25 protein-coding genes are annotated in these 25,935 nt (G+C 49.3%); 17 read left to right on the forward strand and 8 right to left on the reverse strand.

Translation table 11 applies throughout. The features are described 5' to 3' along the window. Positions 1-22: 22 nt before the first annotated feature. A complete protein-coding gene (locus B9G79_RS08830; RefSeq protein ID WP_232469296.1) occupies positions 23-1,594 on the forward strand; it encodes a hypothetical protein in 1,572 nt (523 codons plus the stop codon). Between the two features lie 187 nt (positions 1,595-1,781). Beyond that, entirely contained in the window at positions 1,782-2,396 is a 615-nt protein-coding gene (locus B9G79_RS08835; RefSeq protein WP_088565196.1) for a L,D-transpeptidase family protein, read from the forward strand. 72 nt (positions 2,397-2,468) lie between these two features. Here B9G79_RS08835 and B9G79_RS08840 read toward each other — a convergent pair whose 3' ends face one another. Beyond that, positions 2,469-3,437, reverse strand: coding sequence for a hypothetical protein (locus B9G79_RS08840; protein WP_088565197.1), 969 nt, complete (start codon positions 3,435-3,437; stop codon positions 2,469-2,471). Positions 3,438-3,510: 73 nt separating this feature from the next. Between B9G79_RS08840 and B9G79_RS08845 the strand changes: the two genes are divergently transcribed. The 3 genes from B9G79_RS08845 (at position 3,511) to B9G79_RS08855 (ending at position 6,783) form a co-directional block, all read left to right on the forward strand. Beyond that, positions 3,511-4,245: a PilZ domain-containing protein gene (locus B9G79_RS08845; protein WP_088565198.1), complete on the forward strand. Its 735-nt coding sequence runs from the start codon at positions 3,511-3,513 to the stop codon at positions 4,243-4,245. A gap of 63 nt (positions 4,246-4,308) precedes the next feature. After that, complete coding sequence (locus B9G79_RS08850; RefSeq protein WP_232469297.1) at positions 4,309-6,135, forward strand: hypothetical protein; 1,827 nt, start codon at positions 4,309-4,311, stop codon at positions 6,133-6,135. Positions 6,136-6,213: 78 nt separating this feature from the next. Further along, entirely contained in the window at positions 6,214-6,783 is a 570-nt protein-coding gene (locus B9G79_RS08855) for an RDD family protein (protein ID WP_232469298.1), read from the forward strand. On the opposite strand, the gene B9G79_RS08860 is transcribed toward B9G79_RS08855, so the two are convergent. Then, complete coding sequence (locus tag B9G79_RS08860; RefSeq protein ID WP_088565200.1) at positions 6,760-7,926, reverse strand: class I SAM-dependent RNA methyltransferase; 1,167 nt, start codon at positions 7,924-7,926, stop codon at positions 6,760-6,762. The two genes, B9G79_RS08855 and B9G79_RS08860, sit on opposite strands and share 24 nt — an antisense overlap. 65 nt (positions 7,927-7,991) lie before the next feature. Between B9G79_RS08860 and B9G79_RS08865 the strand changes: the two genes are divergently transcribed. Next, a complete protein-coding gene (locus B9G79_RS08865; protein WP_088565201.1) occupies positions 7,992-8,429 on the forward strand; it encodes a hypothetical protein in 438 nt (145 codons plus the stop codon). Here B9G79_RS08865 and B9G79_RS08870 read toward each other — a convergent pair. After that, a complete protein-coding gene (locus B9G79_RS08870) occupies positions 8,426-9,058 on the reverse strand; it encodes a hypothetical protein (protein ID WP_088565202.1) in 633 nt (210 codons plus the stop codon). The two genes, B9G79_RS08865 and B9G79_RS08870, sit on opposite strands and share 4 nt — an antisense overlap. A 63-nt stretch (positions 9,059-9,121) precedes the next feature. Here B9G79_RS08870 and B9G79_RS08875 point away from each other — a divergent pair, with 63 nt between their 5' ends. Continuing rightward, positions 9,122-12,046 carry a M28 family peptidase gene (locus B9G79_RS08875; RefSeq protein ID WP_088565203.1) on the forward strand — a complete coding sequence of 975 codons (2,925 nt, stop codon included), beginning with the start codon at positions 9,122-9,124 and terminating at the stop codon, positions 12,044-12,046. Between the two features lie 83 nt (positions 12,047-12,129). On the opposite strand, the gene B9G79_RS08880 is transcribed toward B9G79_RS08875, so the two are convergent. Continuing rightward, on the reverse strand, positions 12,130-12,831 hold the full coding sequence (locus B9G79_RS08880; protein WP_088565204.1) for a hypothetical protein: 702 nt from the start codon (positions 12,829-12,831) through the stop codon (positions 12,130-12,132). 151 nt (positions 12,832-12,982) lie between these two features. Between B9G79_RS08880 and B9G79_RS08885 the strand changes: the two genes are divergently transcribed. From B9G79_RS08885 to B9G79_RS08905, 5 genes are all read left to right on the forward strand, one after another. Next, a complete protein-coding gene (locus tag B9G79_RS08885; protein ID WP_088565205.1) occupies positions 12,983-13,381 on the forward strand; it encodes a hypothetical protein in 399 nt (132 codons plus the stop codon). A gap of 48 nt (positions 13,382-13,429) precedes the next feature. After that, entirely contained in the window at positions 13,430-14,335 is a 906-nt protein-coding gene (locus B9G79_RS08890; RefSeq protein ID WP_232469299.1) for an alpha/beta hydrolase-fold protein, read from the forward strand. 5 nt (positions 14,336-14,340) lie between these two features. Continuing rightward, positions 14,341-14,652 (forward strand): KH domain-containing protein, encoded by a 312-nt coding sequence (locus B9G79_RS08895; protein ID WP_015091142.1) that lies wholly within the window; start codon positions 14,341-14,343, stop codon positions 14,650-14,652. Positions 14,653-14,718: 66 nt separating this feature from the next. Beyond that, positions 14,719-15,687: a phosphotransferase enzyme family protein gene (locus B9G79_RS08900; protein WP_232469300.1), complete on the forward strand. Its 969-nt coding sequence runs from the start codon at positions 14,719-14,721 to the stop codon at positions 15,685-15,687. A 28-nt stretch (positions 15,688-15,715) separates the two neighbouring features. Then, on the forward strand, positions 15,716-16,561 hold the full coding sequence (locus tag B9G79_RS08905) for a D-alanyl-D-alanine carboxypeptidase family protein (RefSeq protein WP_232469301.1): 846 nt from the start codon (positions 15,716-15,718) through the stop codon (positions 16,559-16,561). Here the strand turns inward: B9G79_RS08905 and B9G79_RS08910 are convergent. Next, positions 16,558-17,127, reverse strand: a complete 570-nt coding sequence (locus B9G79_RS08910; protein ID WP_088565207.1) for a hypothetical protein — start codon at positions 17,125-17,127, stop codon at positions 16,558-16,560. The two genes, B9G79_RS08905 and B9G79_RS08910, sit on opposite strands and share 4 nt — an antisense overlap. A gap of 164 nt (positions 17,128-17,291) precedes the next feature. Between B9G79_RS08910 and B9G79_RS08915 the strand changes: the two genes are divergently transcribed. After that, positions 17,292-17,978, forward strand: a complete 687-nt coding sequence (locus B9G79_RS08915; RefSeq protein ID WP_088565208.1) for a YjjG family noncanonical pyrimidine nucleotidase — start codon at positions 17,292-17,294, stop codon at positions 17,976-17,978. A gap of 147 nt (positions 17,979-18,125) precedes the next feature. Next, positions 18,126-18,845: a substrate-binding periplasmic protein gene (locus B9G79_RS08920; protein WP_157678763.1), complete on the forward strand. Its 720-nt coding sequence runs from the start codon at positions 18,126-18,128 to the stop codon at positions 18,843-18,845. Positions 18,846-18,891: 46 nt separating this feature from the next. Here B9G79_RS08920 and B9G79_RS08925 read toward each other — a convergent pair whose 3' ends face one another. After that, positions 18,892-19,512, reverse strand: coding sequence for a hypothetical protein (locus tag B9G79_RS08925; RefSeq protein ID WP_232469302.1), 621 nt, complete (start codon positions 19,510-19,512; stop codon positions 18,892-18,894). Between the two features lie 155 nt (positions 19,513-19,667). Then, positions 19,668-21,026 (reverse strand): MBL fold metallo-hydrolase RNA specificity domain-containing protein, encoded by a 1,359-nt coding sequence (locus B9G79_RS08930; RefSeq protein ID WP_088565211.1) that lies wholly within the window; start codon positions 21,024-21,026, stop codon positions 19,668-19,670. 135 nt (positions 21,027-21,161) lie between these two features. Between B9G79_RS08930 and B9G79_RS08935 the strand changes: the two genes are divergently transcribed. The 3 genes from B9G79_RS08935 to B9G79_RS08945 all read left to right on the forward strand — a co-directional run bounded on the left by B9G79_RS08935 (position 21,162) and on the right by B9G79_RS08945 (position 25,575). Next, positions 21,162-21,938 carry an NADAR family protein gene (locus tag B9G79_RS08935; protein WP_088565212.1) on the forward strand — a complete coding sequence of 259 codons (777 nt, stop codon included), beginning with the start codon at positions 21,162-21,164 and terminating at the stop codon, positions 21,936-21,938. 2 nt (positions 21,939-21,940) lie between these two features. Beyond that, positions 21,941-23,122 carry an aminotransferase class V-fold PLP-dependent enzyme gene (locus tag B9G79_RS08940; protein WP_088565213.1) on the forward strand — a complete coding sequence of 394 codons (1,182 nt, stop codon included), beginning with the start codon at positions 21,941-21,943 and terminating at the stop codon, positions 23,120-23,122. Positions 23,123-23,265: 143 nt separating this feature from the next. Continuing rightward, positions 23,266-25,575 carry a Fic family protein gene (locus B9G79_RS08945; RefSeq protein ID WP_088565214.1) on the forward strand — a complete coding sequence of 770 codons (2,310 nt, stop codon included), beginning with the start codon at positions 23,266-23,268 and terminating at the stop codon, positions 25,573-25,575. Here B9G79_RS08945 and B9G79_RS08950 read toward each other — a convergent pair. After that, positions 25,553-25,933, reverse strand: coding sequence for a hypothetical protein (locus B9G79_RS08950; RefSeq protein WP_088565215.1), 381 nt, complete (start codon positions 25,931-25,933; stop codon positions 25,553-25,555). The genes B9G79_RS08945 and B9G79_RS08950 overlap by 23 nt on opposite strands. Between the last annotated feature and the right edge of the window lie 2 nt (positions 25,934-25,935).

The raw sequence follows: 25,935 nt of genomic DNA on the forward strand, positions 1-25,935 counted from the left end.
TCAGCCTGCCGATAAGTTCCCTATGAAAACACACGGAATGGTTTTGATCTTAGGGATGATGATGACGGCCTGCGCACCACAGGGGTATGAGGCCATGAACAATATCGCTTCGCAGGTGGGTAATGACATTGCCTGCAAAGACAACAAGCTGGAGATGAAGCTCTGGGACGGCCTGAAGGCCTATCTGATTGAGCAAAAAGAGATCCCGGCTTCCGAAACACTAAAGCAGGCCATGCGCGATCAGGTGCAAAAACTGGCTGCTGAAAATCCAAGCATGACAAGTGAAGATCAGGAGAAGCTGCAAGCCCAGTTGGACAAGCTGGTTGTATCCTTGCTTGAAGAAGCTCCCAAGGGTGAGCGCGTGGAAACACCAGAACAGCTTTTGATGCTTCTGTCGGCGATCGACGTTGGGGACCGTTCCACGGTTTTCAGAAGCTACATGCAGGATAAAGTGCGTGGCAATTTCACGCAGCTTTCAAAAACCGTGGAAAGCTTTGAGTTGAATTGTCCGTCCGGCGACAACTCCACAGCGGGCACAGACTCGGGATCTGATTCCGGCAGCACTGATGCGGGTTCAGGATCGGGGGGCAGTAATGTGGTGGAAGAGCCAACACCAGCGCCGAATCGTGATTATGAATACCATAAAGCCCAAGCTTTGAGTGCCGGGGAGCCCTTGGCGGTATTCGGTGCCCGTTGGGCCTTTGCAACGTCCTATCAGACCTGCCAAAGCGTGGCTTTGCCGGACCTGAATGCGCAGACGCCCACGATCTCCGGTATCTCTATCGTGGGGAAACACTCCGACGGTGTCGGCAGCAAGCGAGAGATCGCCAGCCTTTCCAAGGTTCAGGCCACGCATCCTTACATCAAGGGTGTGTCAGGATATGGTGAGGGTTGCTTCAGTGTTAAATCCAATCCTTTGATTTATGATTACGGCGGGAAGCCTTACGGAACGACAGCGGCCGATTCCCCGATTGATATGTTTAAGAACAACGGTGACGGCACCAAGGTTCTGGGTATTGACTGCTCTGGTTACGTTTACACCTCCATGGCCACCGCGGGGCTTCGTTTGAAGGCAGGCCGCGCACTGAAAGCTTCAGATTCCTGGGCGTGGGGTTCCAGCTCTTATGTAGAGCCTCAGAACAACGGGCTGACGTGTTTATCCAAGATCTCTGTGACACCTTCGACGTCCCTGAAAGCCGGTGACATCGTGGCAGTCTATGGTCACGTTCTATTGATCGATAAAGCCGGTTCTGATCCATTCGGCATCGCTTCGGCAAAAACCGAAAGCGATTGTTCGAAAATCAAATCCAGCGGTTTTGATTTCACGGTCGCGCAGAGCTCTCCGAACGTGGGTGGTGTGGGTATCAACTTCTTTGATGCCCGTGTGTACCTGCCGACCAGCGCGAAGATGCAAACGGGTCTTGAGAAGTACGCTTACTATGCGTGTCTGGCGAAAGTGAACAACAAGACCTACACTCCGAATGTGGGGACATTGTCGGTGATTCGCCACAAGGGCACCGCGGACTGTATGGCTCCACGAGTGAAAATGGCCCGTGAGGCTTGTATCTCATCCTGCTCCTCGCTTCGCAGATAGTCCCCGGCCGGGGCAGGAACTCTGCAGGCTGGCGGCGATGAATAACTTTTTGACAGAGTGACAATAGGGGTCTCCGTGAAAAACACGGGGACCTTTTTATTTGCTTTTTACGACGGGAAAACGATTACAAAAAAATATCTTTTTGGGGTGGATGTGAATGAGGGGCGAGTGTGATATAACTCTCGTCATGAAAAAGACATTGCTTCCCCTCATTGCTCTAAGTCTGTTTGCTACAAACTCTTTTGCCGCGGGCTCCAAGGCCCTGGATAAGTCTTTCCGCTATTGCCAAGACATTTCCCAGGTCGACAAACTTCTGGATCGCAGCCGTGAAAGCGTGGATCGTCTTCAGGCGGAAGATCTGACGGTGGAAAGAATTGTGGTTTCCAAAGACCGTAAAGAGCTTTATCTGATTTCTGGCGAGACCCTGTTGAAAGTATACCCAGTGGCCTTTGGCAGAAACCCTGTTGGTCACAAGCAGTTCGAGGGCGACAACAAGACGCCGGAAGGTTTGTATTCTATCGATTATAAAAATCCTCAAAGTCAGTACACCAAGGCTTTGCACGTTTCTTATCCGAATAAATCGGATGTGGAGTTTGCAAAATCCCAGGGTAAGTCCGCGGGTGGCGATATTATGATCCACGGTCTGCCTTCTGAAGAACGTAAAGGTCAGGCGGTTGGTTTGATCCATCCGATGAACTGGACCCAGGGGTGCGTGGCAGTGACAAATCCGGAGATCGAAGAGATTTATTCTTTGGTCAAAGAAAAGACTTTGATTGAAATCTGCAAAATGTCCAGCAACTAATAAATTTAAATTCCGGCACGCTTCAACGAAAAAGCCACCTTATAAGGGTGGCTTTTTTATTTCTGCTTCAGCTTAGGTGCCTGTCGCGACCGAGCAGGCTTTCTTGTAGTGTTTCAGTAAGGCCGTGTCGACCAGGCTTCGTTCGTGTTCATCCACAATAAAAACCCCGATGGCGTCGTTGGCGTTTTTCACCCGTGGCAGACCACGCACGATGTCCGGTGCGTAGAAATCGTCTTCGCGGCCATCAAAGGTCACAATCTGATCCCGCAGGGGCTGGTTGGAGTCGTACACGCGTATTTCAATTCGTCCGTTGCTTTTAACCTCAAAGGACTTGGCCACGACAACGTGCTGGGCGGTGCGAGTGGGACGCAACAACAGTAAAGTCAGACGGTGGGATTCAAGATTTCTTAAAAGCACATCGCGGGTCTGGCGGTTCTTGCGTCCGCTGCGGGCGTCGTCGCCGATCACGTACTTCAGGTTCTTTGCGAATTCGTGAAACCGTTCTTTCTGATAGTGTTCAATTTCATTCTTCCAGGCACGATACAATGTTTTGCCATTTGAAAATTTCTGGGAAAAACCATACTGCATCTGCGACCACAAGGGCGTGTTGGTGCGCCATTGGGAGTCCTTCTGACTGAAGACTTTGAATTCACTCAAGGCCGTTTCTTTCAAGCCACTGCCAGATGCATAGGGGCGGCTGCCGCGAACCATGTCCAGTATCTCGGTGGTCTGCTGGGGTGTGGGATCGCTCCCCTGATTCCAGCGCGACAGATAAAAGAACAGACGCTGCGTGCGCGACAAGGACCAGCACGCGGCCAGATCATAAAGGCCGGCCGAGAAGGGCCAGTTTACTGACAGATTGTGATAGCTGCTGCCTAAGGACTCGGGCCGGATGCGGCGATAGATTTCCTCTGTCGAAACGCGGTCGCAAGCCAGATTCTCCACCAGGGAGTCCGAGATTTTTCGGGTCGGAGTGGCAAAGCTTTGGGTTGATAAAAGGGACACCAATAAAATGAGTATTTGTTTTGCTGTTTTTGACATAACTAAGGTCCAGAGATCGCAAGAAGTGATGCCCCGTCAAGTTGCTTTCGTTTAACATACTGGAGGGGGTTTCATGGGGGAAGAACAGTTGAAAAGGCCAACGGGAATGTACCTGATGGCGATTCTTTTTATTCTGGCTCCATTGGGAAATCTTCTGATCAGTTTTGTAAGCTCTGAATTTGTCAATTCGCAAAGCGGGTTTCTTTCTTTCGCGCAATCTGTTTCGAATCTTGATTGGATGTGGCTGGGTCTTTTGTTTTTGACCGGGGTTTTGTTGTTGCGCGCGCATAAGGCCACATGGACTCTGGCGATTGGCTCGTTGATGCTGGTGCTTTTTATCAATCTCTATCGTTGGGGCAATGGCGAGTTTTCAGACAGCGGCCTGTTCGTTCATGGACAGCTTTTCATGTCCTGCCTGATCACGGCTTTTGTTTTGTTGCTGGCTTTTTACTTCCGTTTTCCTTATCTGGATCGACGCGCGCAGTGGTTGTTCCCGGCGGCGGCTCGTTATGAGTTCCGCACTCCCGTGAATGTGGTGGCTCAGGATATTTTTGAAGGGGTTACTGAGTCCATTTCCGCCAGCGGGGCGAGGGTTCGTTTGCAGCGGGATCTTGAGGGGTCCCAAGGATTGCGGTTTGTGGATGTGATCTTCCCCGACATTCGTAATATGAAGGTCAAAAGTCGAGTCGTGGAGTATCGCGATAACGTGCTTCGCCTGAAGTTTAAAGAACTTACAGAGCGGGACCGGTTATATTTGCAGGAGTGGTTGCGGTCTCAGATTGAGACAGGAACAGAAAAGTTAAGTTAAGTCCGGGTTCTTTTTAAGTTTTTTAGAATGTGTACCGAAAAGACTCAAAAGCATGAGGTCGTTATGAGATGGAAGTTGAAACCGAAGTCATTGATGAAAAGTCTTGCAGCCAGCGCATCTGCATTCACGATGTGTATGGCGCCAGTCGCACAGGGTGCGGCGGCACAGGATCAGAAGAAGCTGATCAATCAATACCTGAAAGAAACAGGGCTCACGACAAAGAAAATGACCGTCGGTGAATTCTACCGCATGGTTCGCCACGTTTATCCTCACAAACTGCAAAAGCAGATGGATCAATGGGTGGAGTTGAATCGTCATGAAATGATGCCGGCGGTGGAAGCATCCACTTACAAAGGCGCAGACGGTAAAGAGCAAGTGCGTTTGACTTTGACTCATGCTGGTCAGACTTCCACTTTGACTTTCACTGGTGATGACGAAAATCCACTGAAGGTCAACGGCGTCAACTTCAAGCGCAAAGAGCTGATGAATTATAACAACTTCAACGCGATCGCCGGTAAAATGGCGAAGCTGGATCCGGTTGTTGCCAAGTCCCTGAAAACGGGCAAACAAAAGCCTCTAAGCAAAAACTTCGTTTTGACTTACAAAGAATACACGCGTCTGACTCCGCGTCAGAAAGCAGAGTACTTTGTGCGCATGCGTGCGGCTCTTGAATCCGCTCAGAAAGTTTATACTAAAATCTATGGTGTTCAGGCGTTGAATGAACTCAATAAACGTCATGAGTGGGCGGCTTCATTCTTCTTTGGGGAAGAGGCTGAAGCAGCAAGTCTTGTTGGTAAGCCATGTATCGTGGCGGGTTATCTGTCCATTTATGGCGAAAACAATTCCTGCGGCGGTAGCAAGCAGGGGGCGATCGATCTGAAAAACAAAATGGAAGTCAACAGCGCGACGTGCTTGAACAACGGCGTTTCCTGTAACCCGATGGTTTATGGTTTCAGCGCGAACGGTACCCCTCATTGCGTATCCCGTTCTGAGATCAAGTACGCAACCCGCGTTTGTAACGGCAAATCCCCTCTGCGCACAGGTGATGTGAAGTCGGAAGGCGAAGATAAAAAACGTATCATTGAGTCTTATCTGAAAAAAGTAAAAGGCCAGGATATCAACCTGGTTCTGAACGAAGAAGGTAAGATCTCTCAAGAGCAGTACAATCAGATCTCTGCTTACCTGGGTGACCTGCAAAACTTCATCAACTCTGCAGTTGCAGAGTGTGGTCAGTTGCCGTTGCAAAAAATTGCACAGCAGCGTGATGACCAGGCGTCAGCTTGTAACGAGATCAAAACCCGTGCGTTCTCCCTGCAGTCTTTCGTGGTGTCTCCAGAGCCGCCATCTCCTCCAGGTCCGATCGCGGGTGATTGTTCTGTTGAAAAACCAGGTTCCGTTCCGGGTGAAGGCGGCAAAGGCTGTGTATGTCCTGAGGGAACTAAAGAAAGTGAACCAAGTGAAAGTGAATCCCGTCCAAGCTGTCTAGTGATCGAAGCTGGTGGCGAGGGTGATCTGCCAGGTGGTAAAACAGAAGTCGGCAAAGACGACAGCTGTGGCTTCTGGTGCCGTAATAAAAACTGGATCATTCCAGTCGGTATCGGTTTGCTGGCCCTGGGTGCTTTCTGGTGGTTGTTCAGCAAGAAGTCCAAATCCGACTCCAAGTCTCCAGAGTACGTGCCACCAGCACCTGCTCCAGAACCAGAGCCGACGGCGACAACAACTGTGACGACACCTCCGGTGGTCGATCCTCCGCCAACGGCTCCTTGCCCGGCTCCGAACCAGTTGATCAACAACGTGTGTGTGCCGGTCGTGGTGGTGCCTCCTCCGACTCCGGATTCCGAGGGCGGAACAACTACTGACACCTCCATCCGTGCGGGTGGGGTTCGCTAGGAAACTTAAAAAGTGAATATCGACAAGCATCAAGAGAAAAACAATCCACAGCGGGCTCCCCAGAAAAGGGAAGCCCCTGTGCCGTTAAGGGGCCCAGCCCCGCGTCGTCGGGGTCCGGTGACTCCGGCTCCGTCACGCGTGAACGGCTTGTTCAAGGATCGTCGAGATCTGAATTTTGAGCAGGGAACCGGTTTTCATGGCGGGCCATCGGCGCGTCGCAAGGGTTATAAACTTGCGCTGTGGTCGTGGCTGGCGTCTTTCATTGATGCTTTGATTCTGATTGCTGTCAGTTGCGTGTTCATGCTGATGTTTTCCATGATCGTGAAAACGCCGGTCGGTTCGTTGATGAATCGTATGTTCCACAGCCAGCATCAGCTGACTTTCTTTGCTGAAGTTTTTGTGATGTTTGCCTGGGTGTACATGATCACGATCCGCAGCCTGATGGGTTCCACCATTGGTGAGTGGGCGTGTGATCTGCGTTTGGGGCAACCTCATGAGCGTCTGCAAATCAGTTATATCTTCCGTGTGGCTTTGCGCAGTTCCTTGATTTTAATCACTGGGATTGTGACCTTGCCGTTGCTTTCGCTATTGGCCGGGAAAGATCTGGCCGGTGCGCTTTCAGGCTTACGCCTTTTCTCTTTGAAGTAATCCCAGAACCTCATAGTGATCCGTCTGCGGGAATTGGTCGACGATAAAGACCTCCTGCATGCGGTATCCGCATTCCTGCAGGGTCACCAGATCCCGGGCCATGGATTCAGGATAACAGGACATATAAATAAAGAACTCGGGCCGCTGTTCAGGCGCAAGGTTTTGTAGCGGATTCAAAAAGCCCATCAAACCTGATCTTGGCGGATTTGCCAGCACCCCGTCGAACTGGGAAAAGTCCTGCGTCAGTTTTTTCTGGAAGTCCCCGCGATAAATCGTCACGCGATCTTTCAGGTGTGACAGGCTTGCAGGAAGCTCGTTTAAAGAGCGCTCCAGACCTTGCAGCGAAAGCTCGTCGATTTCACACGCCAGAATACTCTCTGCCCCCGCCAAAGCCGGGAAGGTCAGATTGCCGATGCCAGAGCCGAACTCGATCAGGCGCTGAGCTTTGTACCGTTTCACCCAATCATAAATCACATCACAGATGACCTTGTTCGCCTTGTGGCTGGGCTGAGTGAAGCTCGCCACCTGACAATACAGGTTCACCGGTGTGTCGTTCATCCAGGACTGGAACCACACATGATGTTCGGGATCGCGCAGCTTAAATTCATTTCCAGTCCAAACCGGAACTTTGCGGCGCTGGCCGATTTCAACGAAAGACTGCTGTTGCAGGGAGTACAGGATGCTTTGCTCATCCAGCAGGGTTTTGATGTCGATATTGGCCAAATCAATCCACACTCCGCGCTGTCCGGCCGGTCCGACGCGAAGTCGGAAGGATCCGCGCTTAAAAGGCCACTGAATCTTTCTAAAGTCCGAGAGCCATTCTTGCAATGCGGGGCTCAACTGGGCGCAGACTTCGATATCGAGAATTTCATGACGATCCGTGCGGTAAAGTCCCAAGCGGCCGTCCTGAAGGCTGAAATCCAGTCGGTCCCGCAGATGGGCGGGGCCGGCGGAAAGAACTTTGAGGGGCTGTGGAAACGCCACCGATGCCGCCGTAAACAAGCCTGAAAGGTCGTTTATTTTGTTTTGAGCCTGGTCGCCGTAAGGCACGCCGATATGCTGACAGCCGCCACAGTCCGGGGCGTAGGGACAAGGCACAGTGGTCAGTTTGTCAAAGGTTTCGAATTTCTGAAAGTTCGGCATTGAGTGCTTGCCCCGGCAATTTCGCTGTTATAAGAAAAACCTATCTTATCAAAACTAATGGGGGAATGGTGAGAATTTTATTGCTTGCTGGCATGATCATCTTTGCGGGAGTTTCCTCCTTTGCTGCCAACAACAACCCGTGGATGCGCGCTTGCCGTATTGAGGCGGGTCAGTTCTGGGTTCTAAAAGCCGGTTCGGAGGAATACTCCATGTGTTTCTTCGGCGAATCCGCAGTGGGGGCTGAAGCCCTTTTCCAGTTTAAATCCAAATCAGGGACTCCAGAGGCCGTTGTGGCCTATAAGAACCGCAATGCCTCTTCGGCTCGCGGCGGGATCTGTGGATCTTTTGATGCGGAAGTTCTGCAAGGCAAGGATACGGACGGTCAGACGTTCAACGTCTGCAAGTTTTCTGATGGTTCTTTGATTGAGGAAACCACGCTGTGGCTGGGCCCTGGCGCCGGTACAACTCAGGGCTTGGACAAAGCTCTTTCAAGCACTTACTAGTTTTTTGCTGATTCAGACGGGCGCAAGGAATAGATACAAGAACTTGCGTCCTTGATCACACCATCTTCCAGGTGCAGATCCTTCTTCGTAAAACCCAATGTCACATGCGGATAGTACAGATCAGGATTGAAGTCTTCGGCTTTACCGCCTTTTTGCGTGTAAAGAACGTGCACGGCTTTTCTGATCTGGAACAGGCGGTCTGATTCCACCACGGCGTAATAGGTGGCATCCTCATTCACTGCCCCTTTGCCCACACACAGCAGGTGATAAGAGCTTTTATTCATGTCCATGCGTTCAGCCAGGGCGTTGATCTCTTTCATCGAGATTTTCTTTTTCAACTTGGTGAACTCGACAGGTGAAATTACGGTGATGTGCGCTTCGCCGCGATGCTGAAGCTGCACGTTCTGGTTTTTTTCCACATCAACGCGCATTTTTTCAAAGGCCGCATAAGGCAGATCCAAAGACAGATAGGACTTTTCTTTTTTATGTTCAACCGAGGCGATGCCGCGCGTGGCTTTCGGCTTCAGCTCTTCTTCAGAATAGCTCAGGCTTGAAAGTTTATACGGTGATGAGGTGGCGCAGGCGGTCAGTGAAAGTGAGATGAGAGCCAAGTGAAACGTGCGGCGCATGAGTTTCTCTTTTCTTCGCTTGGGTTTGACTTAAGATGGTCCTGCTTTTAGCCTACACAGACTATGAAAAAAGTGAAAGTTCTTCTTACAAGTGCCTGCATTTTCTCGCTAATTTCCGGCCTGGTGGCGTGCCAGATGAAGGACACCAAGTCCGCTGTTTCCAAATCTGAGACTGCCGCCACGGGTGCCTTTTCCAACGAGCCGCACACCCTGGTGGGTGAAGCCCGTCAATTGACCTTCACAGGCCCTAAGTCAGGGGAGGGTTATTTCAGTCCTGACGGCAAAAAGATGATCTTTCAAAGTGAGCGCGAGCCGGGGAATCCCTTCTATCAGATGTACATTCTGGATCTGATCAGTGGTGACACGACACGGGTTTCGCCGGGGCATGGGAAAACCACCTGCGGCTGGATTCATCCGTCCATGAAGAAGGTTCTGTATTCGTCCACTCATCTGGATCCGGAAACGAAAAAGAAAACCCAGGAAGAATACGACAACCGCAAAAAAGCCGTTAAAGCCCGCTATTCCTGGAGCTTTGATGATAACTACGACATCTTCAGTTCTGATCTGAATGGCAAAAGCATCCAGCGCCTGACCCGCGAAAAAGGCTATGACGCTGAAGGGTCTTATTCTCCGGATGGACAATGGATTGCCTTTGCCTCCAACCGTGCCGGTTACACGGAAAAACTGGAAGGGGAGGATAAAAAACTTTTTGAGCAGGACCCTTCCTATATGATGGACATTTACATCATGAAGGCTGATGGCACCGAGGTGAAGCGCCTGACGGATTCCAAAGGTTATGATGGCGGTCCGTTCTTCAGTGCGGATGGCAAGAAAATCACCTGGCGTCGATTCTCTCCGAATGGTTCCACGGCGGAAATCTTCACCATGAATGTCGATGGCTCTGACCAGAAACAAGTTACAAAATTAAAGTCCATGTCCTGGGCTCCTTATTTCCATCCATCAGGGGATTACATCATCTTTGGTTCCAGCGTTCTGGGTTATCACAACTTTGAACTTTTTATTGTCGATGCGGAAGGCAAGAAAGCGCCGGTGCGGGTAACCTCGGATGAGGGCTTTGACGGACTTCCGGTGTTCACTCCGGATGGCAACAGCCTGTCCTGGACTCACCGAAATGAAAAAGGGGATTCGCAGATCTTTATCGCGAAGTGGGATGATGCTCAGGCGAGAAAGCTTTTGGGTCTTTCGGCGCAGGATCCGGCGGCGGGGTCTTTGACTGCGGAAGTGAAGGTCGAAGACATCAAAAAATGGGTTTACTATCTGGCCTCTCCCGAGCTTCAGGGCCGCGGCACAGGCACGGGTGAGGAAAAGATTTACACCGCAAAGCTTGCGCAGCTCTTAAAGTCCTGGGGTTTGACAGGCGCAGGTCCCAATGGATCTTTCTTTGAAACCTTCGAATTTACTTCAGGTGTGGGTCTGGGTGCTGCGAACTCACTTGAAGTGGTGGGTTCATTTAAAAAGAAATACACTGTTTCCAAGGATTTTGAACCGGTGTCATTCTCTAAAACCGGAGACTTCCGTGAAGCACCGGTGGTGTTTGCGGGTTATGGTATTAAAGCTCCGGCCAGCGACAAGGAAGCTGAATACAACTCTTACAAAGGTCTGGATGTTAAAGGCAAGTGGGTGATGGTGCTGTCGGATTTGCCGGCGAACGTGTCGCCGCAACGTCGTCATTACCTGAATCTGTATTCTCGTTTGCAGCACAAAGTGACCGTGGCGAAAAACGAAGGGGCTGTTGGTATTATTGTGACCAACGGACCAGAAAGCGGTTTGCCGGAAAAGTTCGGCAAGATCAAATTCGAAGGCTCTTTGTCTGAAAGCACGCTGGGGGTTTTGCGCCTGTCGACATCAGCCGCTCAGGAAATGATTCGTTATGCAGGTCAGGATCTGATCAAGCTGCAAATGAAACTGGATAAAGGCGAAATGCTTGAGGGTTTTGTGATTCCTTCGGCGTATATCAAGGCGCAGGTGGATTTGCAGTTCCAGAAAGCTCAAGGCATCAATGTCGTTGCGAAACTGGCTGTCGTCGGTGCTGATTCTGCGGTGATGATCGGCGCCCATGGGGATCACCTGGGACACGGTCAGTTCGGCAGCAGCCTGGCTAAAACCGGCGAAGCTGGTAAAGCCCATGTGGGTGCTGATGACAATGCCTCAGGGGTCGCTGGTGTGATGGAGCTTGCGCATTACTATGCGAACCTGAAGGCTTCCAAGCCCGGTCTGCTGAAAAAGAATATCTATTTCGGCATCTGGTCCGGCGAGGAATTGGGAAATCTGGGATCGTCTCATTTCACCAAAAACATGGCGAAACATAATATTACCGCTTATATCAACATGGACATGATCGGTCGATTCAAAGATCGCGTCTTTGTTCAGGGTTTGGGATCTGCTGACAACTGGACCCGTCTGGCTGAAGAAGTCGGCGTGCGCAGTGCGGTTCCGATGATTGTTCAAGAAGACCCTTATCTGCCGACAGATTCTTTGGCCTTCTATCTGGCTGGAGTTCCCACGGCGAACTTCTTCACCGGGTCCCACGCTGAATACCACAGTCCTCGCGACATTCCTGAAATGGTAAACTATGAAGGTGTTGCCCGTGTTCTGACGGCCGTAAGAAGCCTGACGGACCTTTTAGTCGATTCCAAACTTCCGATGGTCAAATATGTGAAGGTGGCCGGTGCCCAGAACCGTCTGGAAGGGCGCAGCTTCCGCGTTTACCTGGGCACAGTTCCGGATTATTCCCAGGAAGGGGTCAAAGGGGTGCGTATCTCGGGGGCGTCCAAAGACAGCCCTGCTGAAAAAGCCGGATTGAAAGACAAGGATATCATCACCGAGTTCGGTGGAACCAAGATTGAAAACCTGTATGACTATGTTTACACGCTTCAATCGGTGAAACCCAATCAAGAGACCATTATGAAGATTCTTCGTGATGGCAAACCACTGGAGCTGAAGATCACTCCGAAGCTGAAAGAATAGATAATAAAAAAAGCCAGTCAGGATTCCCGGACTGGCTTTTTAGTTTTTCAAGCGCAGCGATTTAGCGCTTCAAGCGGAGCGATTTAGAAAGTCAGTGAAGAGCAACGGCTTTTTAAGAATGTCTTCAAACCACTGTCAGAGAATTTGAAACGCACATCCCCGTCGGACGTATATTTGAACAGCTCATAGTTTTTCACACTGCAGGTCTTGCCGTTTTTGTCAGTGAATACCGAGCTGTTTCCGGAAACTGCCGTGGGAGCCGAACCCAGCTTAAATCCTGAGTCCAGTTTCAAACCCTGATATTTATTGATCTCCACGCCTCCACGGTTGTCCGGGCGGATTTCTGCGGCTCTTCTGATTTCAGCGCCCGTCATTTCAACCAGTTCGGCGTCTTCGTAGTCAAAGGAAGCTTTGTTGCCGTTCACGGTTGTCACCGTCAGGCGGCGGGTTTCATCATTCCATTCAAAAGTCGGAACCGGATTGATACGCGGGAACAGGAAGAATTCGCGGGCTCCTGTGGTTGAGGACTCATCCCCGTACCCCAAAGAGTTAAACACCATCAGTTCGCCGTCAGCGGTGAACAGGTAGTCACGATAAACCAGACCCTCGGCCTTGCGGTTGTGAACAGAGACATAGCAGTTGTCGCCGTCATTGGAGGAAATCATCTGGACCTGGATGCTGCCACGTCTCTCAACGATATCCTGACAAACTGCCTGGGAGTCGAAAGCCATTGCGGAAGCCGATCCAACGGTGGAAAGAAGAAGAACGTTCAAAAACAGTTTCATGTGCACCTCTTTGTTGTAAGCAGAACCCAGTCAAAACAGGCTGTCAGCTGGGGAGGCAGAGCGGCAAGGAAAATAACAGAATCTGGACTCGATCTGTACTAACCGATTGTGATTGTATAAGGGTCTCTTTGAGGAGCGAGGTTTCCTGCACATGTCCTCTTTTGTGGAAGAATTCAAAAAATACCAAAGACAAGAACGCCTTCTGACGGGAGCCTTGGTGCTGCTTTCGGTGATGGCACCAGTGTCATTCACATGGCTGATGGATGAAAAGGTTCATTGGGCAGTGGCGCTGAGTGCGGCATTCGTGTTTGTCTGTGGTGCCATTTTGATCCATGTTCTGCGTGCGCGTGTGGCGGGAAAACTTTTAAGCAAGTACGAAAATTTGGATGTGGGATCGGTTCTTGCCAAAAAGATATCTCCCGCCCAACCCCGTCGTTTTGTGGTAACCAACAGGGGTTTCAATCACTTCTATTTGCGCTGCTTGAATACGGGAGAACAAGTTCTCGTGTCTAAGCACAGAGTTCGCGAAGATTTCGATATTGCAAATTGATTTTTCATAGACCTCAAGGGACCCTTTCCTCTGTGTAGAGGGGGGTCTATGAAGAGGTTGACTCTAGCTTTTCTCCTTCTGTGCGTTTCACTGTGGGCTCAGGGATATGATGACGTGACCGACGACTATATGCTTGCAGAAGCAGATGTCCCGGAAACTGAGTTTGGGCGCGGACGATTTATCTGTGATTCGGAAGAATTGCAGGGCGTCCGGTTTAAGTATTGTTACCGGGATCCAGACAGCGCGAACAACAACGATATCGTTTATTTCTTCCATGGACTGAACGGTTCAGAGAAAACCTGGCACCGTCAATTTCTGGGAACCCGGACGATTCAGGACTGGTGGGAGCTTCGCGGTTATCGTCCTCGGATCGTATCGGTTTCATTCGGCCCCCAGTGGCTCTTGGTTAATAATAAGCGATACCCTTTGTTGCCGGCTTTCACCAGGGTGATTATGCCTTATATGGAAAAGAAGGTCGGGGGCCTGAAAGGTGGACAGCGCCACATTATTGGCCAGTCCATGGGGGGATTCAATGCTGCTGAAATATCTCTGAAGAACCCGGGGATGTTTTCAAAGGTGGCCTTGTTATGTCCGGCTCTTGCGACGATCAGTCCGTTTGCCAGTGATCGAGAAATCGACGCTTACATCCAGCGCACCGGAGCTCTTCGTTGTCAGGTGGAAAAAATGCAGCGCATTTCGCAATCCGTGTTCGTGGATAAAAAGGACTGGGATGATCATGATCCGCTGAAGCTGATCAAGAGATATCCCAAAGGCAAAAAACCAAGGTTCTATGTTTCCATCGGACGCAATGACGGTTATGGATTCCAGGAAGGTTCGGCCGCCTTTATCAAAGGGGCCCAGGCGTTTTCCTTCCTGTTTAGCTGGGTGCCAGTCCCGGGACCGCATTGCAACTTTAAGCGTATCGGCACAGCCAATTTCATCATGGGGGACTAGGTTCTATGAACGACATCGAAGCCTTTAAGTATGAAGAACGTAAAGTCAAAGGCGCAGATATTGACCAGGAAAAGTACCGCGAAGAGATTCGCCAGTTGATTGAGCACATGGTGCGTCTGCTGGTGGATCACCCCGACACGGTGACGGTCAGTACCTATGTGGGCCCCAAAACCACCGTGTACCGGGTGAATTGTGCCAAAGAAAACCTGGGACAGGTGATTGGCACTCAAGGAAAGACCATCATGGGGTTGCGGGCTGTGGTTCACGCGATGACGGCACGAACCGGGATTCGTTCAATCGTGGAAATTCCGGTTTAAGTATTCCGATAAGTTTTCAATTTTACTTGGAGTTTGCCTGGAACCCTAGGTATCCTTGTTTTATTGATGAAACCAGCTGAGATCGAGCGACTGCATTCCATTTTGAACCTATGGCCCTTGGGGGTCATCCAGTCCGTTGAGGAAATCCTTAACGGCGCCGTCAATCAGGTCTATCGGGTGCAGGCCAGTCTGGGGAACTTTTACCTTCGTCTGTATAAAACGAGCGAGCGAGCCCGTGTAGAGCGAGAGCACGCTTTGCTGGAATACGTCGCCTCTTACAATCTGCCTGCAGTTCAAACTCTGCCATCGCGTTATGGCACCTCGTTGATCGAACACGACGGAAAATTTGGTGCCCTGTATTTTGAATCGCCCGGCCATCAGGTGAAAAAATCGGATCTGACGGTGGTCCATGCGCGGGCTGCAGGTTCCATGTTAGCTCGTCTGCATAAAGTATTAAAACCACTGCCGGATGTGGGGTATCGCAAGTATTCCTTGAACTGGGATGCCAAAGAGTGGATTGCTCGCCTGGATAAAATTGAAGCGGTCATTTTGCAGAAGCCCCATCTTTCCGAAGCGGATCAATGGGTTTTGTACCGCCTGAAAGATCAGCGTGAGTGGATGCGAAATCCTGCTTGCCTGCATTCTTATGTTCCAAAGTTCTCAGCCCAGGTTCTGCATGGGGACTATCATCAGGGAAATCTGTTTTTTCAAAAAGAAACTGTCTGTGGTGTGATTGACTGGGATCAGGCCGTGTATATGCCCCGTGGGTTTGAAGTGGCCCGTGTGGCGTCTTACATGTTTGACCTGAAACCAGATCTAACTATGGCCTTTCTTGAAGCCTACATGGCTTTAAATCCATTGCCTCAGGAAGAACTTGAAGATGGCGCGGCCGCCTGGGGCTGCCACTGTGATCACTATGTGTGGGCTCAGGAAGAAATCTATCTGCATGGCAATGAACGTGCTCGTGTGTTTATCCCGGACACCGCTTATAAGCCCTTCTCTGAAGTCTGGGCTCAACTGACAAAGAAGCTTTAAAATAATCCGCAAGGTGTATGATGGCTTTATGGAATACCTGAAGGGGTTGCTTCTTCTTTTGGTGTGTCTGTTCAGCGGGAAGGCGCAAGCCCTGCCTTCGGTGAACGCTTTGTCGTGGGTGTTGCTGGATGCCTCCAGCGGTCAGATTCTGGCGGAACTTAATAAAGATCAACCGCTTCCGCCGGCCTCTTTAACCAAAGTGATGACGGCTTATATGGTTCTGTCTGCAATCCGCGAAGGGCGGCTGTCCCGCATGGACCGGGCCAGGGTTTCAGCCAGCGCTGTCATTCTCCGCCCGGAAGAGTCCAGTATGTATTTGAAGGTCGGGGAGTCGGTGACGGTGGATGAACTTCTGCGTGGCCTTATCGTGGCTTCGGCGAATGATGCCGCCCTTGTTCTGGCTGAAGTGGTTTCCGGCAGCCAGAAGGCTTTTGCCGAGCAAATGAACAAGACGGCGAAGAGTTTAGGAATGACTCAAAGTCTTTTTGCCAACGCTTCAGGGCTTTATACCGAAAAACACTATTCAACAGCGCAGGATCTGGGGCTTCTCGCGGTGCGGATTTCCCAGGAGTTTCCCGAATACTTTGAATACTCGTCCAGCAAAGAGCTGACCTTTCGCGATTTTCAAAAGAAAAATACCAATGACTTGTTGTTTTCAAAACTGCCCGTGGACGGCATGAAGACCGGACATATTAAAGCAGCAGGCTGGTGTGTGATGGTCAGCGCGCGAAAAAACAAACGCCCGGATAAAAAGTCCGGGCGTTATATAGCCGTTGTTTTGGGGGCGCCCAGCAATCACGATCGATTTGCTGCGGGCCGGACTCTGCTGGAGTTTGCTTTCAGTCAACCCCGAATCCTCAAAGAGACCTTTTAGTAACCCACTCCAAAAGACAGTGTGTGCTGCACATCGTTTTTAGACAGGTCGGAATAGTCCCTGAAGACCATCGTGGCGCTTAAATTCACTGAAAACACACCGAGCTTCACACCCACTTGGGCACCGGCATAGGGGTTGTATTTCAGATCCTTGTCTTTTCTTGTGACCACGCCACTGGACGTGGATTCTTCAAAGCCTTTGGTGGCTTGCGCTCCCAAACGCGCGGAAGAGAAGAAATACTGATTGAATCTGTAAGTGGAGCGAATGCCGAGCTTGTAGTTTTCGTCCTCGTGATAAACCTTTTCCGGGGTGCCAGAGAAAGTTTCGGTATCAGAGGCACGGGAATACTCAGCTTCGCCGGAAAGCAAATCCACACCGGCCGACAGGCGCACGCCGTACATCGCGCAGGTTGCTAAATGCGGGCTGGGGCTGCTGCGATAAACGGTTTCATAACCATAAAGTGGCTCAATCGCGTAACCGGAGCCTTTCACCAAAGTGAATTGGCGGGCGGATGCCACGGAGGTTGCCATCAACATCGCCAGAACTGTCAGGAATTGAATTTTCATAAGGCCCCCTTGTTGGACTTGTCTTGCATTTGTTTAATCGGCTTATTGGGCGGGAAGTTTTACAGGACGTTATGACAGGAGACGGCTTTTGATACAGACTTGGGTATGGCTTTACGGCTGGTAAACGAGTATCGTGATGTTCTGGAGTAATTTAAGATCAGATTATGAAATACGATTTGTTCCTTTTTGATTTGGATGACACTTTGTTGGACTTTAAAGCGTCGGAAAAGCTGTCCTTTGTTTCGGCGATGCATTCGGTGGGTCTGACGACAGATCTGGACAACCTTTTTCGCACCTATCAAATTGAAAATGCCGCTTTGTGGAAGCAGTTTGAACAGGGAAAAACCACCAAGGATCTTTTAAAAGTCGAACGCTTTCGCAAGTTGTTTGAAATCCACGCCATCGAAATCGACCCGGTTCTGACAGCGAACAGATACCTGGATGCTTTGCCAGAAGCTGTTGTGTTGATCGATCACGCGGTTGAGCTGTGTGAATATTTAAGTGGCAAAGGGGAGCTTGGAATTATCACCAACGGGATTCAAGCCACTCAAGTTCAACGTCTTAGTCGCTCAAAGCTTGCTCCGTATGTCAGATTTATGGCTGTGTCGGAAGAAGCAGGATTTGCGAAGCCCGATGTTCGATTCTTTGAATACACCGTTAAACAAGCCCGTAAGTTTGATAAAAGCTCGACCTTGATGGTGGGCGACAAACTGGAAACAGACATCCTGGGGGCGCATCATTTCGGTATTGATTCCTGCTGGTTTAATCCGGCAAAAGTCAAAATCGAACCCCATGAGGTTCCCCCGCAAATGCAAATTACGCATCTTTCTGAACTGAAGAAAATGGTTTAAGGCCCGGAGTTGCAATCAGGAACAGGTTTTTAAAGTCGTTGATCAAGGCTGAATGAAGGTGAGCATAAGTTAAATTGTAATGTTGCAAAGATGAATATTTCTTCAACGAATAGAGGTTCAGAGAGATAATGAAATCTGGAGGTCTTCTTGAAGACCGTTTTATTCGTTGCAGTTTTATGCTTTTCATCATGGGGCCGGGCTTTACCCGGTGTCCGCGTCGCATTTTCTCTTGATAAACCACCCTATGTCATTCACGAGACGTCCAGTGGACTTGAAGTCGAGCTTCTACGACGGGTTTTTCTGGATATGGGATATGAAATGATACCGGTATTTCAACCACCGGCTCGATCCGTGCGCAGTTTGGAGCTGGGTCATGTTGAGGCCATGGCGACTATCAACAATACACCCAAATTTTATTTGTCTGATTCGTATATTACTTTTCAGAACTTTGCCTGGACTTTAAAGTCCAAGAGCCATCAGTTGAATGGCCTTGGCGATCTTTCTAAAAAAAGTGTGATCGCCTTTCAAAATGCGCGGTCCTTTCTGGGGCCGGAGTTCAGTTCCGCCATCAGTAAAAATTCGGACTATCATGAATATGCCGAACAGAGCCGGCAGATTAAAATGCTGCTGATGGATCGCGTGGATGTGATCATATGTGAAGAGCGGACTTTCAGGATGCAGAAAGATAAAATTCAGAGAAAATCCGCCCATCCTTTACCGGAAATCGCAAAGCATGCTCTGTTTCCAAAATCCCAGTACTCAGTGGCATTCCATGATAAAAGAATGCGTGATTCGTTTAACAAATCATTGAAAAGAATCCGTGAAAAAGGGGAGCTTAAGACCGTTTTCAATCAGTACGCTGATTGATCCGGACGGGGAGAGATGTTTTTCACTATCCCCGTTTGATACAACACTATTTTTTGCGGCTGTTGAACTCTTCCATGAAAGCTTCGAAGTCCTCATAGATGTCTTTTTCGATCCCAGCATGCATAATAGTCAGATCTTGTTCTTGTTCCAGTTGCTGAATCAAAGACTTCGCAGGCAATGGACGCTGATCTGTGATCAGGAAGAAATGATAACCCAAAATGCAGCATTCCGTGGCGTTTAAACCTTCAATACGGGTTCGCACCGGGGCTGAAATGGTTTCGATATGCTCCGGATTGAATGCCGCCCAGAGGTGATAGTCGTTTTCTTCGATGAAACGGCCATTAAAGTCATGCGCCAAACGATCAAAACTGCCAATCAAATGCTGTTTCAAATTCAGACCCACCAGGAAATACAACAAAGCGATGCGGGATCTTTTAAGATGAAGTTCAGATCCATAGAAAGTGTCGTAATAATCAGGCTCATTGGTTTTCTTCAAGAAAGCGCGCTCTTTGAAAAACTCCATCGTGAAGGCGGCATTTCGTTCAAAGCGTGTCTGACAGGTCCCACAGATATTCAAAGTCGGGTTTTCAGAAGCATTCATCCAAGCCGGAAATAATGGTTCGGAATGGAGCTGGGATTGATTCGAACAAAGCGGGCAAGATTCCATATTAATTAAGCCTTTAAAGAGATGCTTTTGAATGTAAATCCGGAACCAGTTCAGGGTCAATTCGATGAAAAGCCCACGGTTGAAGTGAGATATATAGTCTTCTGATAAGTTATATTATGTAACGATAGCTATAGGGGTTTATTTGCTTATAAGCCCTAGGTCTTAATAAATTGATTCATTCTAGGCACTGAAACGTTCCATTTTAAGTCTTTATCGATGCGTTTCCGAAGCTCATCTGCAGCGGTTGATTCTCCATGCACCAGGAACGTTCTTTTTGGTGCCTCTGGAGCCTGCTTTAACCAGGTCATTAAATCACTTCTATCTGCATGGGCTGAAAATGAATCTGATGGAACCACTTTGCAGTTAATCTCCACATAAAGACCATGGATTTTGATCTCTTTTGCGCCATTCAACAAGCTGTGTCCACGGGTTCCGGGGCTTTGAAATCCTGCCAACAGAACAATATTTCTTGGATCCGGTCCGAAAGCTTTCAAATGATGCAAGATCCGGCCACCAGTTAGCATTCCGCTGGCGGCGATGATGATTTTGGGCCCGGATTTATCATCGTTCAAAGCCCGGGATTCTTCGGCGGTTTTAACGGAATGAACTTCAGACATGATCTCAGCGAACTGTCCCGAAGCCAGACGTTGGAACGGGTGATAGTGTTCGTATAGTTTTGCGACCTCATGACCCATGGGAGAGTTAAAATAAACGGGGATATGGGCGGGGACCTCCCCGTCTCTTTTTAGTTCCGTGATTTCATACAGCAGATTCTGCGCGCGGCCCACGGCAAAACTAGGAATCAGCAAGACTCCCCGTGTTTTTGCGATCTCTAAAATGCATTGTTTTAAGACTTCTTTAGAGCTGATTTTAGAGTGATCGCGATCCCCATAAGTGGACTCCATCACCATATAATCGGATTGCACGGGAGGTTCTGGAGGTGGCATCAAGGGGTCATTATAACGACCTAAATCACCGGAAAATTGGATGCTGGTTTCACCGTTTGAAATCCATGCCGAAGCAGCCCCCAGGATGTGTCCGCTGCTGGTGAAATAAACCTTCAAAGTCCCGATATCAAATTCGGTGTGCAGATCCACCGGCGTTAAAAGAGGCAAAGTTTTTTCGGCATCTTCAATGGTGTACAAAGCCAGCGCGGGAGTGTGTTTGGAGAAACCTTTCTTGTTCGCGTATGCAGCGTCTTCTTCCTGGATCTTGGCTGAGTCCAGCAAGATGATTTTAGTCAGCTCCAACGTCGGTTCGGTGCAGTAAATTCGCCCCTTAAAACCCCGTTTCACCAACAACGGTAAAGCTCCGCAGTGATCCAGATGTGCGTGAGTTAAAACCACAGCATCGATATCACGGGCCTCAAACGGAAAGTCTTCCCAGTTGAGCTCGCGAAGTTCTTTAAAACCCTGGAACATGCCGCAATCGACAAGAATTCGGGTGCTGTTATTATGTACCAGAAACTTGGACCCTGTAACGGTGCCGGCTGCGCCTAAAAATCCAATTTCCATGAACTCCCCTTTGTCGATTTCTTTAAGAATAGCCCTAAATCTGACCGTATTTTGACCTTTTATGCGCGCGGTCAGAATTGTATTCACGCGGAAGGTCCGCTAGTCTTTGCGGGCGTTTTTGCGTAAGGGGGATTTATGGCTAAAACGACGTTCGTTTCATTGTTTGTGCTTCTGGCAGCATTTCTGGTTTCTTGTTCGGAATCCAGCAATAAAAAGCCCACCCAAGGTGTAAAACCTGCCACCAGATCAGACGACTCCTGGAAAGCTCCTTATCCTGCGCACTGGTGGAAAGAAGTTCCGCGTGAAGAAGCCAAATCCTGGGAGATCCTTCCGCAAGATGCTGGCCGTATGGAAGTTGTTTTAAGCAAACGAAATGAACTGGGTCTGCTTTCAAATTTTGCGGAAGCCTCGTTTGTCTTTCACGGTGTTTGTTATCCAACGGTTGAAGCCTTCTGGCAGATGATGAAATATCCAGAGACTGAAAACGATCCGCGCTGGGCTTGGGCCAAGAACTGGAAATACACGCGCGAACAAGTTTCCCAGATGAATGGTTATGCCGCTAAAAGTGCGGGTGGCTATGCCAACTTCCTGATGGAAAAAAACGACGCCAACTGGGTGACCTTTGAAGGCAAAGTGTTTCCGTTTGCCACCAAGGAACCCGCCGAGCATTACAACCTGATCTTTGCAGCTCTGATCGAAAAGCTGCGCCAGAATCCTGAAGTTTTGGATGTTCTGGTAAAGACAAATGATCTGAAACTTCTCCCCGACCATGGTGTTTCGGAAAAATCCCCCCGTGAATGGCATTACTATCTGCTGTGGATGGATATTCGCGAACAACTGAAAAACAATCAGTTGTCTTTGGTGACCAGCGAAGATCTGTCTTTGAAAACCTGCAAAGGTCGTAATAAGTAATTATGTTTCAGGATTTTTCCGCCGCTTTTGAGAAGTACAAAGACACGTCCTTCGTGAATCTCAATAATGGCACCCTGGGATTGTGTCCATCGGTCGTGATTGATCAGCAAAAGGCCGAGCTTGGGACTTTTGAACACAACACATCTACTGGGTATGGTGCGGCCTGGGCTCGTCTGTGGGCCCTGCAAGAGCGTCTGGGGAAATTCATCAAGGCCCGACCTCAGGATCTGTTTCTGCGCCCCAATGTCACTTTGGCTTTAAATGAAATCATCATGGGTTTGCAACTGCCTGCTGACTCCGAAATTCTTTCCACCAGCTTTGAATACGGTGCGGTTGTTAATATCCTGCATTTCAAAGCCCGCAAAGACCGTCTTTCTGTGCGTTTTATCAACGCGGATTTTATGTATGATGAAATCTCGGCGGATGAAGCGGTTTCAAAGATCGTTTCCCAAATCTCTGATAAAACCCGCGTCTTCGTTGTCAGCCACGTCTTTACCGGCAATGGCCTGACCATGCCTTTGGCAAAGCTGGCGGCCGCATTAAGAGCGAAAAACGTTTTGCTGGTGGTTGATGGGGCTCATGCACCTGGGTTATTAGATTTAAACTTCACAAACGAGCTTCAAAACGTCGATTATTACGCCGGGAATCTGCATAAATGGTTTATGGGCCCCAAAGGCACCGCGTTTGGCTGGGTGAATCCATTGCTTCAGGATCAGATGCAGCCAGCTTATGGATCCTGGACCACGGAAGAAAAGATTCTGCCTGGTATGGGTGCTTATTGTGATCATCCATTTGCAGCTCGCATGCTGTGGTCACATTCCATGAGCTATGCAAGTCTGTATGGTTTGGAATCGTGCTTTGATTTCTGGGATCAGACCGGACCTGAGCTTATCAGAACCGAAATTCAAAAACGTATGAACTATCTTGAAGACGGCTTAAATCAATTCAAGATCAGATCACTTAAAGGCCGGCATTCAGAAATTGCTTCAAGTCTATTATGTTACAAAATTGCGAAGTTTTCCGGAATCGAATTTGATGGTCTGTTTGTCCGTCATTCAAAACCAAATTTGCAGGTCGGCCTGCCAAGAGTTCCGGGCTTTCCTGTTCTGAGACTGACCCCGCACATTCATAACACCCAGGCTGAGTTGGATTCTGCCATTTCAACGCTTTCCAAGTTCGTCTAATCCATCGACAGCCGTCGACGCAAATTGCTTCTTTCTCAGAATGAGACGGGGAGTCCCCTACCCCTCCCCGTTTAAGTCCAACGTAGTGCTTATGACTTAGCACGGGCATTGCTTTAGTAACCTTCTGAAGAAGAGGAGTTATTATGCCTGCGCATAAAATGTTTAAGTTCATCCTGTCCCTGTTGCTGACAATCAGCTTCATGAGCCCGGCGCAAGCCGCTCAGATGTGTGAGTATGTCTTTACAGATCCTCAGGTCAAAGCCCGCGGTGTGGACTTCGGTCTGCGTTCCGAAGTGAAGCAGCCGGAAACACCACGTGAACTCCTTCAATTTAAATCCATCAAATCCGAGCTTTGGGCCACCCTGGAAAAAATCCCAGCCCAGCGTAAGAGCCAAATCGAACACCTTTTGGCTTCCGTTGAGTTCTTCGATTACACGCACACCGCTGAAAAGCTTTTGCCGAACTTCCTTGAAGGCAAACGCGAAGCTATGGATTTCTCCAAGATCTACGATCGCGGCGAAGCTGAGGCAGCTCCATTCAAAGGCTTCCTGAGTGCCCGTGATAACTTCCTAAGAAAAGAACAACCAGCCCTTACCGCAGACCTTCTGCCAGAGATTCATAAGCGTATTATGGAAAACGGCGTTGAAGGCATCCGTCCAGATCAACTGGGTGTATGGCGCAACGGTCACTGGATGGGCAACGTCGCTGGCGCATTCAAAATGACGCCGAAAGAAGCTCAAGTAGTCCTGGAAAATCCATACCTGAACTTTGTTGAAAGCGCTCGCGAAGGCAGCACTTTGAATGAAGGTGTATGGAAGAATGTAAAAATCTGGGGTTCCAAACGTGACATGGTAGTTGAAAATGGCGAGACCACTTTGGTTAGCGGCCGTATTCACTACCCATACGTAACAACTCCGAAGCAAGCCACTGTTGATATTATCAAAAACTCCCACCCGGAGCTTTATAAAGAAATCATGGCGTACCGTGAACAAAACGGCACGTCCCTGAATGGCCAAGCCACTCCAGCCTTGGAGCAAGCCTTCACCAAAGCCCTGGTTGAACAGCGTTTTGAAAGATTCAATGCTGAGCGCGCGGCTTTGGGTGAAGTTAAAATCGGTATCAATGAACACAGATATATCGACATCGTAGCGGACCTTCAGCGTGATCTGGTGGCGATCCACCCGGTTCTGAATGGTAACGGCCGCACGACTCGTTTGTTGATGAACTATCTTCTGACGAAAGAAGGCTTGCCGCCGGTTCGCCTGGTGGATCCTTTCCTGGATGTTCAGGTTTCCCAGAAAGAATGGCGTGAATACGTTCACAAAGGTGTTGTTAACAACGCCCAGTTGCAAGCCGATGTTCTGTTCCGTGTGAAAAACGGTCTGACGGTAGAGCATTCTCCAGAATTGCTGTACCCAGGTCTGCCAGAGATGGTGAACATTTCCCTGAAACAACAGGGTAAAACCAAAGTCGTTGAAAACTACACTCAAGCTAAAGTTGACAGTGAACAGTTCAACGCCTTCATTAAAACCCTGGTTCAGGCCCACCCTGAACTGAAAATCGAGATCCAGAACAACCGTCTGCGTGCAATGTCCCGTATTGCGGACCTGTTTGTTGAATACTACAGATCAAAAACTGTTCGCTACATCCACGATAAAGATGGCGAACGCCAGATCGGTCTGCGCCTGGTTGATCCTGACTTTATCGATATGTTCGGTGTAAATCGTTCCGGTTCCAAAGCCCTTTGGGATGCAAAAATGAACCGTTGGTATGACAAAGAAATGCTTGTATGGCGCGGTCTTTCCAACAGAACCAAAGAACCGACTCGTCAGGAGCTGTTGGATTACTTCAAGAAACCAACGTCTCACCTTGTGTCCAACAGTGTTTTGAGAGCACTTCGTTCCGGCACTCCACTGGTCGAGGCCATCAAGGCGGACTTTGCTCTGTATAATAAAGAATCCCTGAATGGTGACATGGTTGAAATGGCCATCGACCACCACAGAAGCGGACCAAAATATGGAGTTTCTTACGGTTATTCCACTTCCAAACGTGAAGTGGTTGGTAAAGCCTTCGCCATGGGTGCGATGGTTGTTGGTGAGTACGGTAAACACATGGATCCAGCTCTTCAGGCTCAGTTGAAGTCCCGCATTAACGTGGCTTCTTACAGAGCGATGAAGGACGTGGACCTGGGTCGTCTGAAAGCGTTTGACCCTGAATTCGCCTACACTTACGGCCGTCAGGCAGAAGTTATGGGTATTGGTGGTACCGATCCAGATGCGGTGATGCTGATCCAAAGACTGGATGCCGCTGGAAAAGTCATGGAAACGCTTCTAAGAAACGTAGAGAAGCCAAATGAAGTGATGGTGATCGAAGGTCGCTATGTGCCGGGAGAAGGTCCTCTCCCGACAGAAAGAATCAAAGAGCGTTTGCTTATTCAGCCAACCACTCTTTAAAGCCCAGCTTCAGGGCAGCGTCCAGGTCCTTACGATCGATCTCGTAGACATTGGCGTTGCCTGTAGGGCTTCCACAAAGTTGAATACGCATCATCCCGTCGTTCTGATTGGATGAAGAAAAGACCTCAATACCCTTGAGGTCTTTTTGCATTTCAGCCGGGGCGATTTTTTTACCCTGACCGCACTGCAAAGATCCGTCGTACTTAAACACCTTCACACGATCCGTGGCTTTGGATTTTTCCACAACAACCTCGCTTTTAGGGGCGTTTTTCTGAGCTTCCTTCTGGGCACGACAGTTCCCGTGACTGCACGCTGCCAAAGTTCCCATGACTGACAAAACCAACAAAAGCTTTTTCATGA

This window comes from Bdellovibrio bacteriovorus, assembly GCF_002208115.1.
Classification (GTDB): Bacteria; Bdellovibrionota; Bdellovibrionia; order Bdellovibrionales; family Bdellovibrionaceae; genus Bdellovibrio; species Bdellovibrio bacteriovorus_C.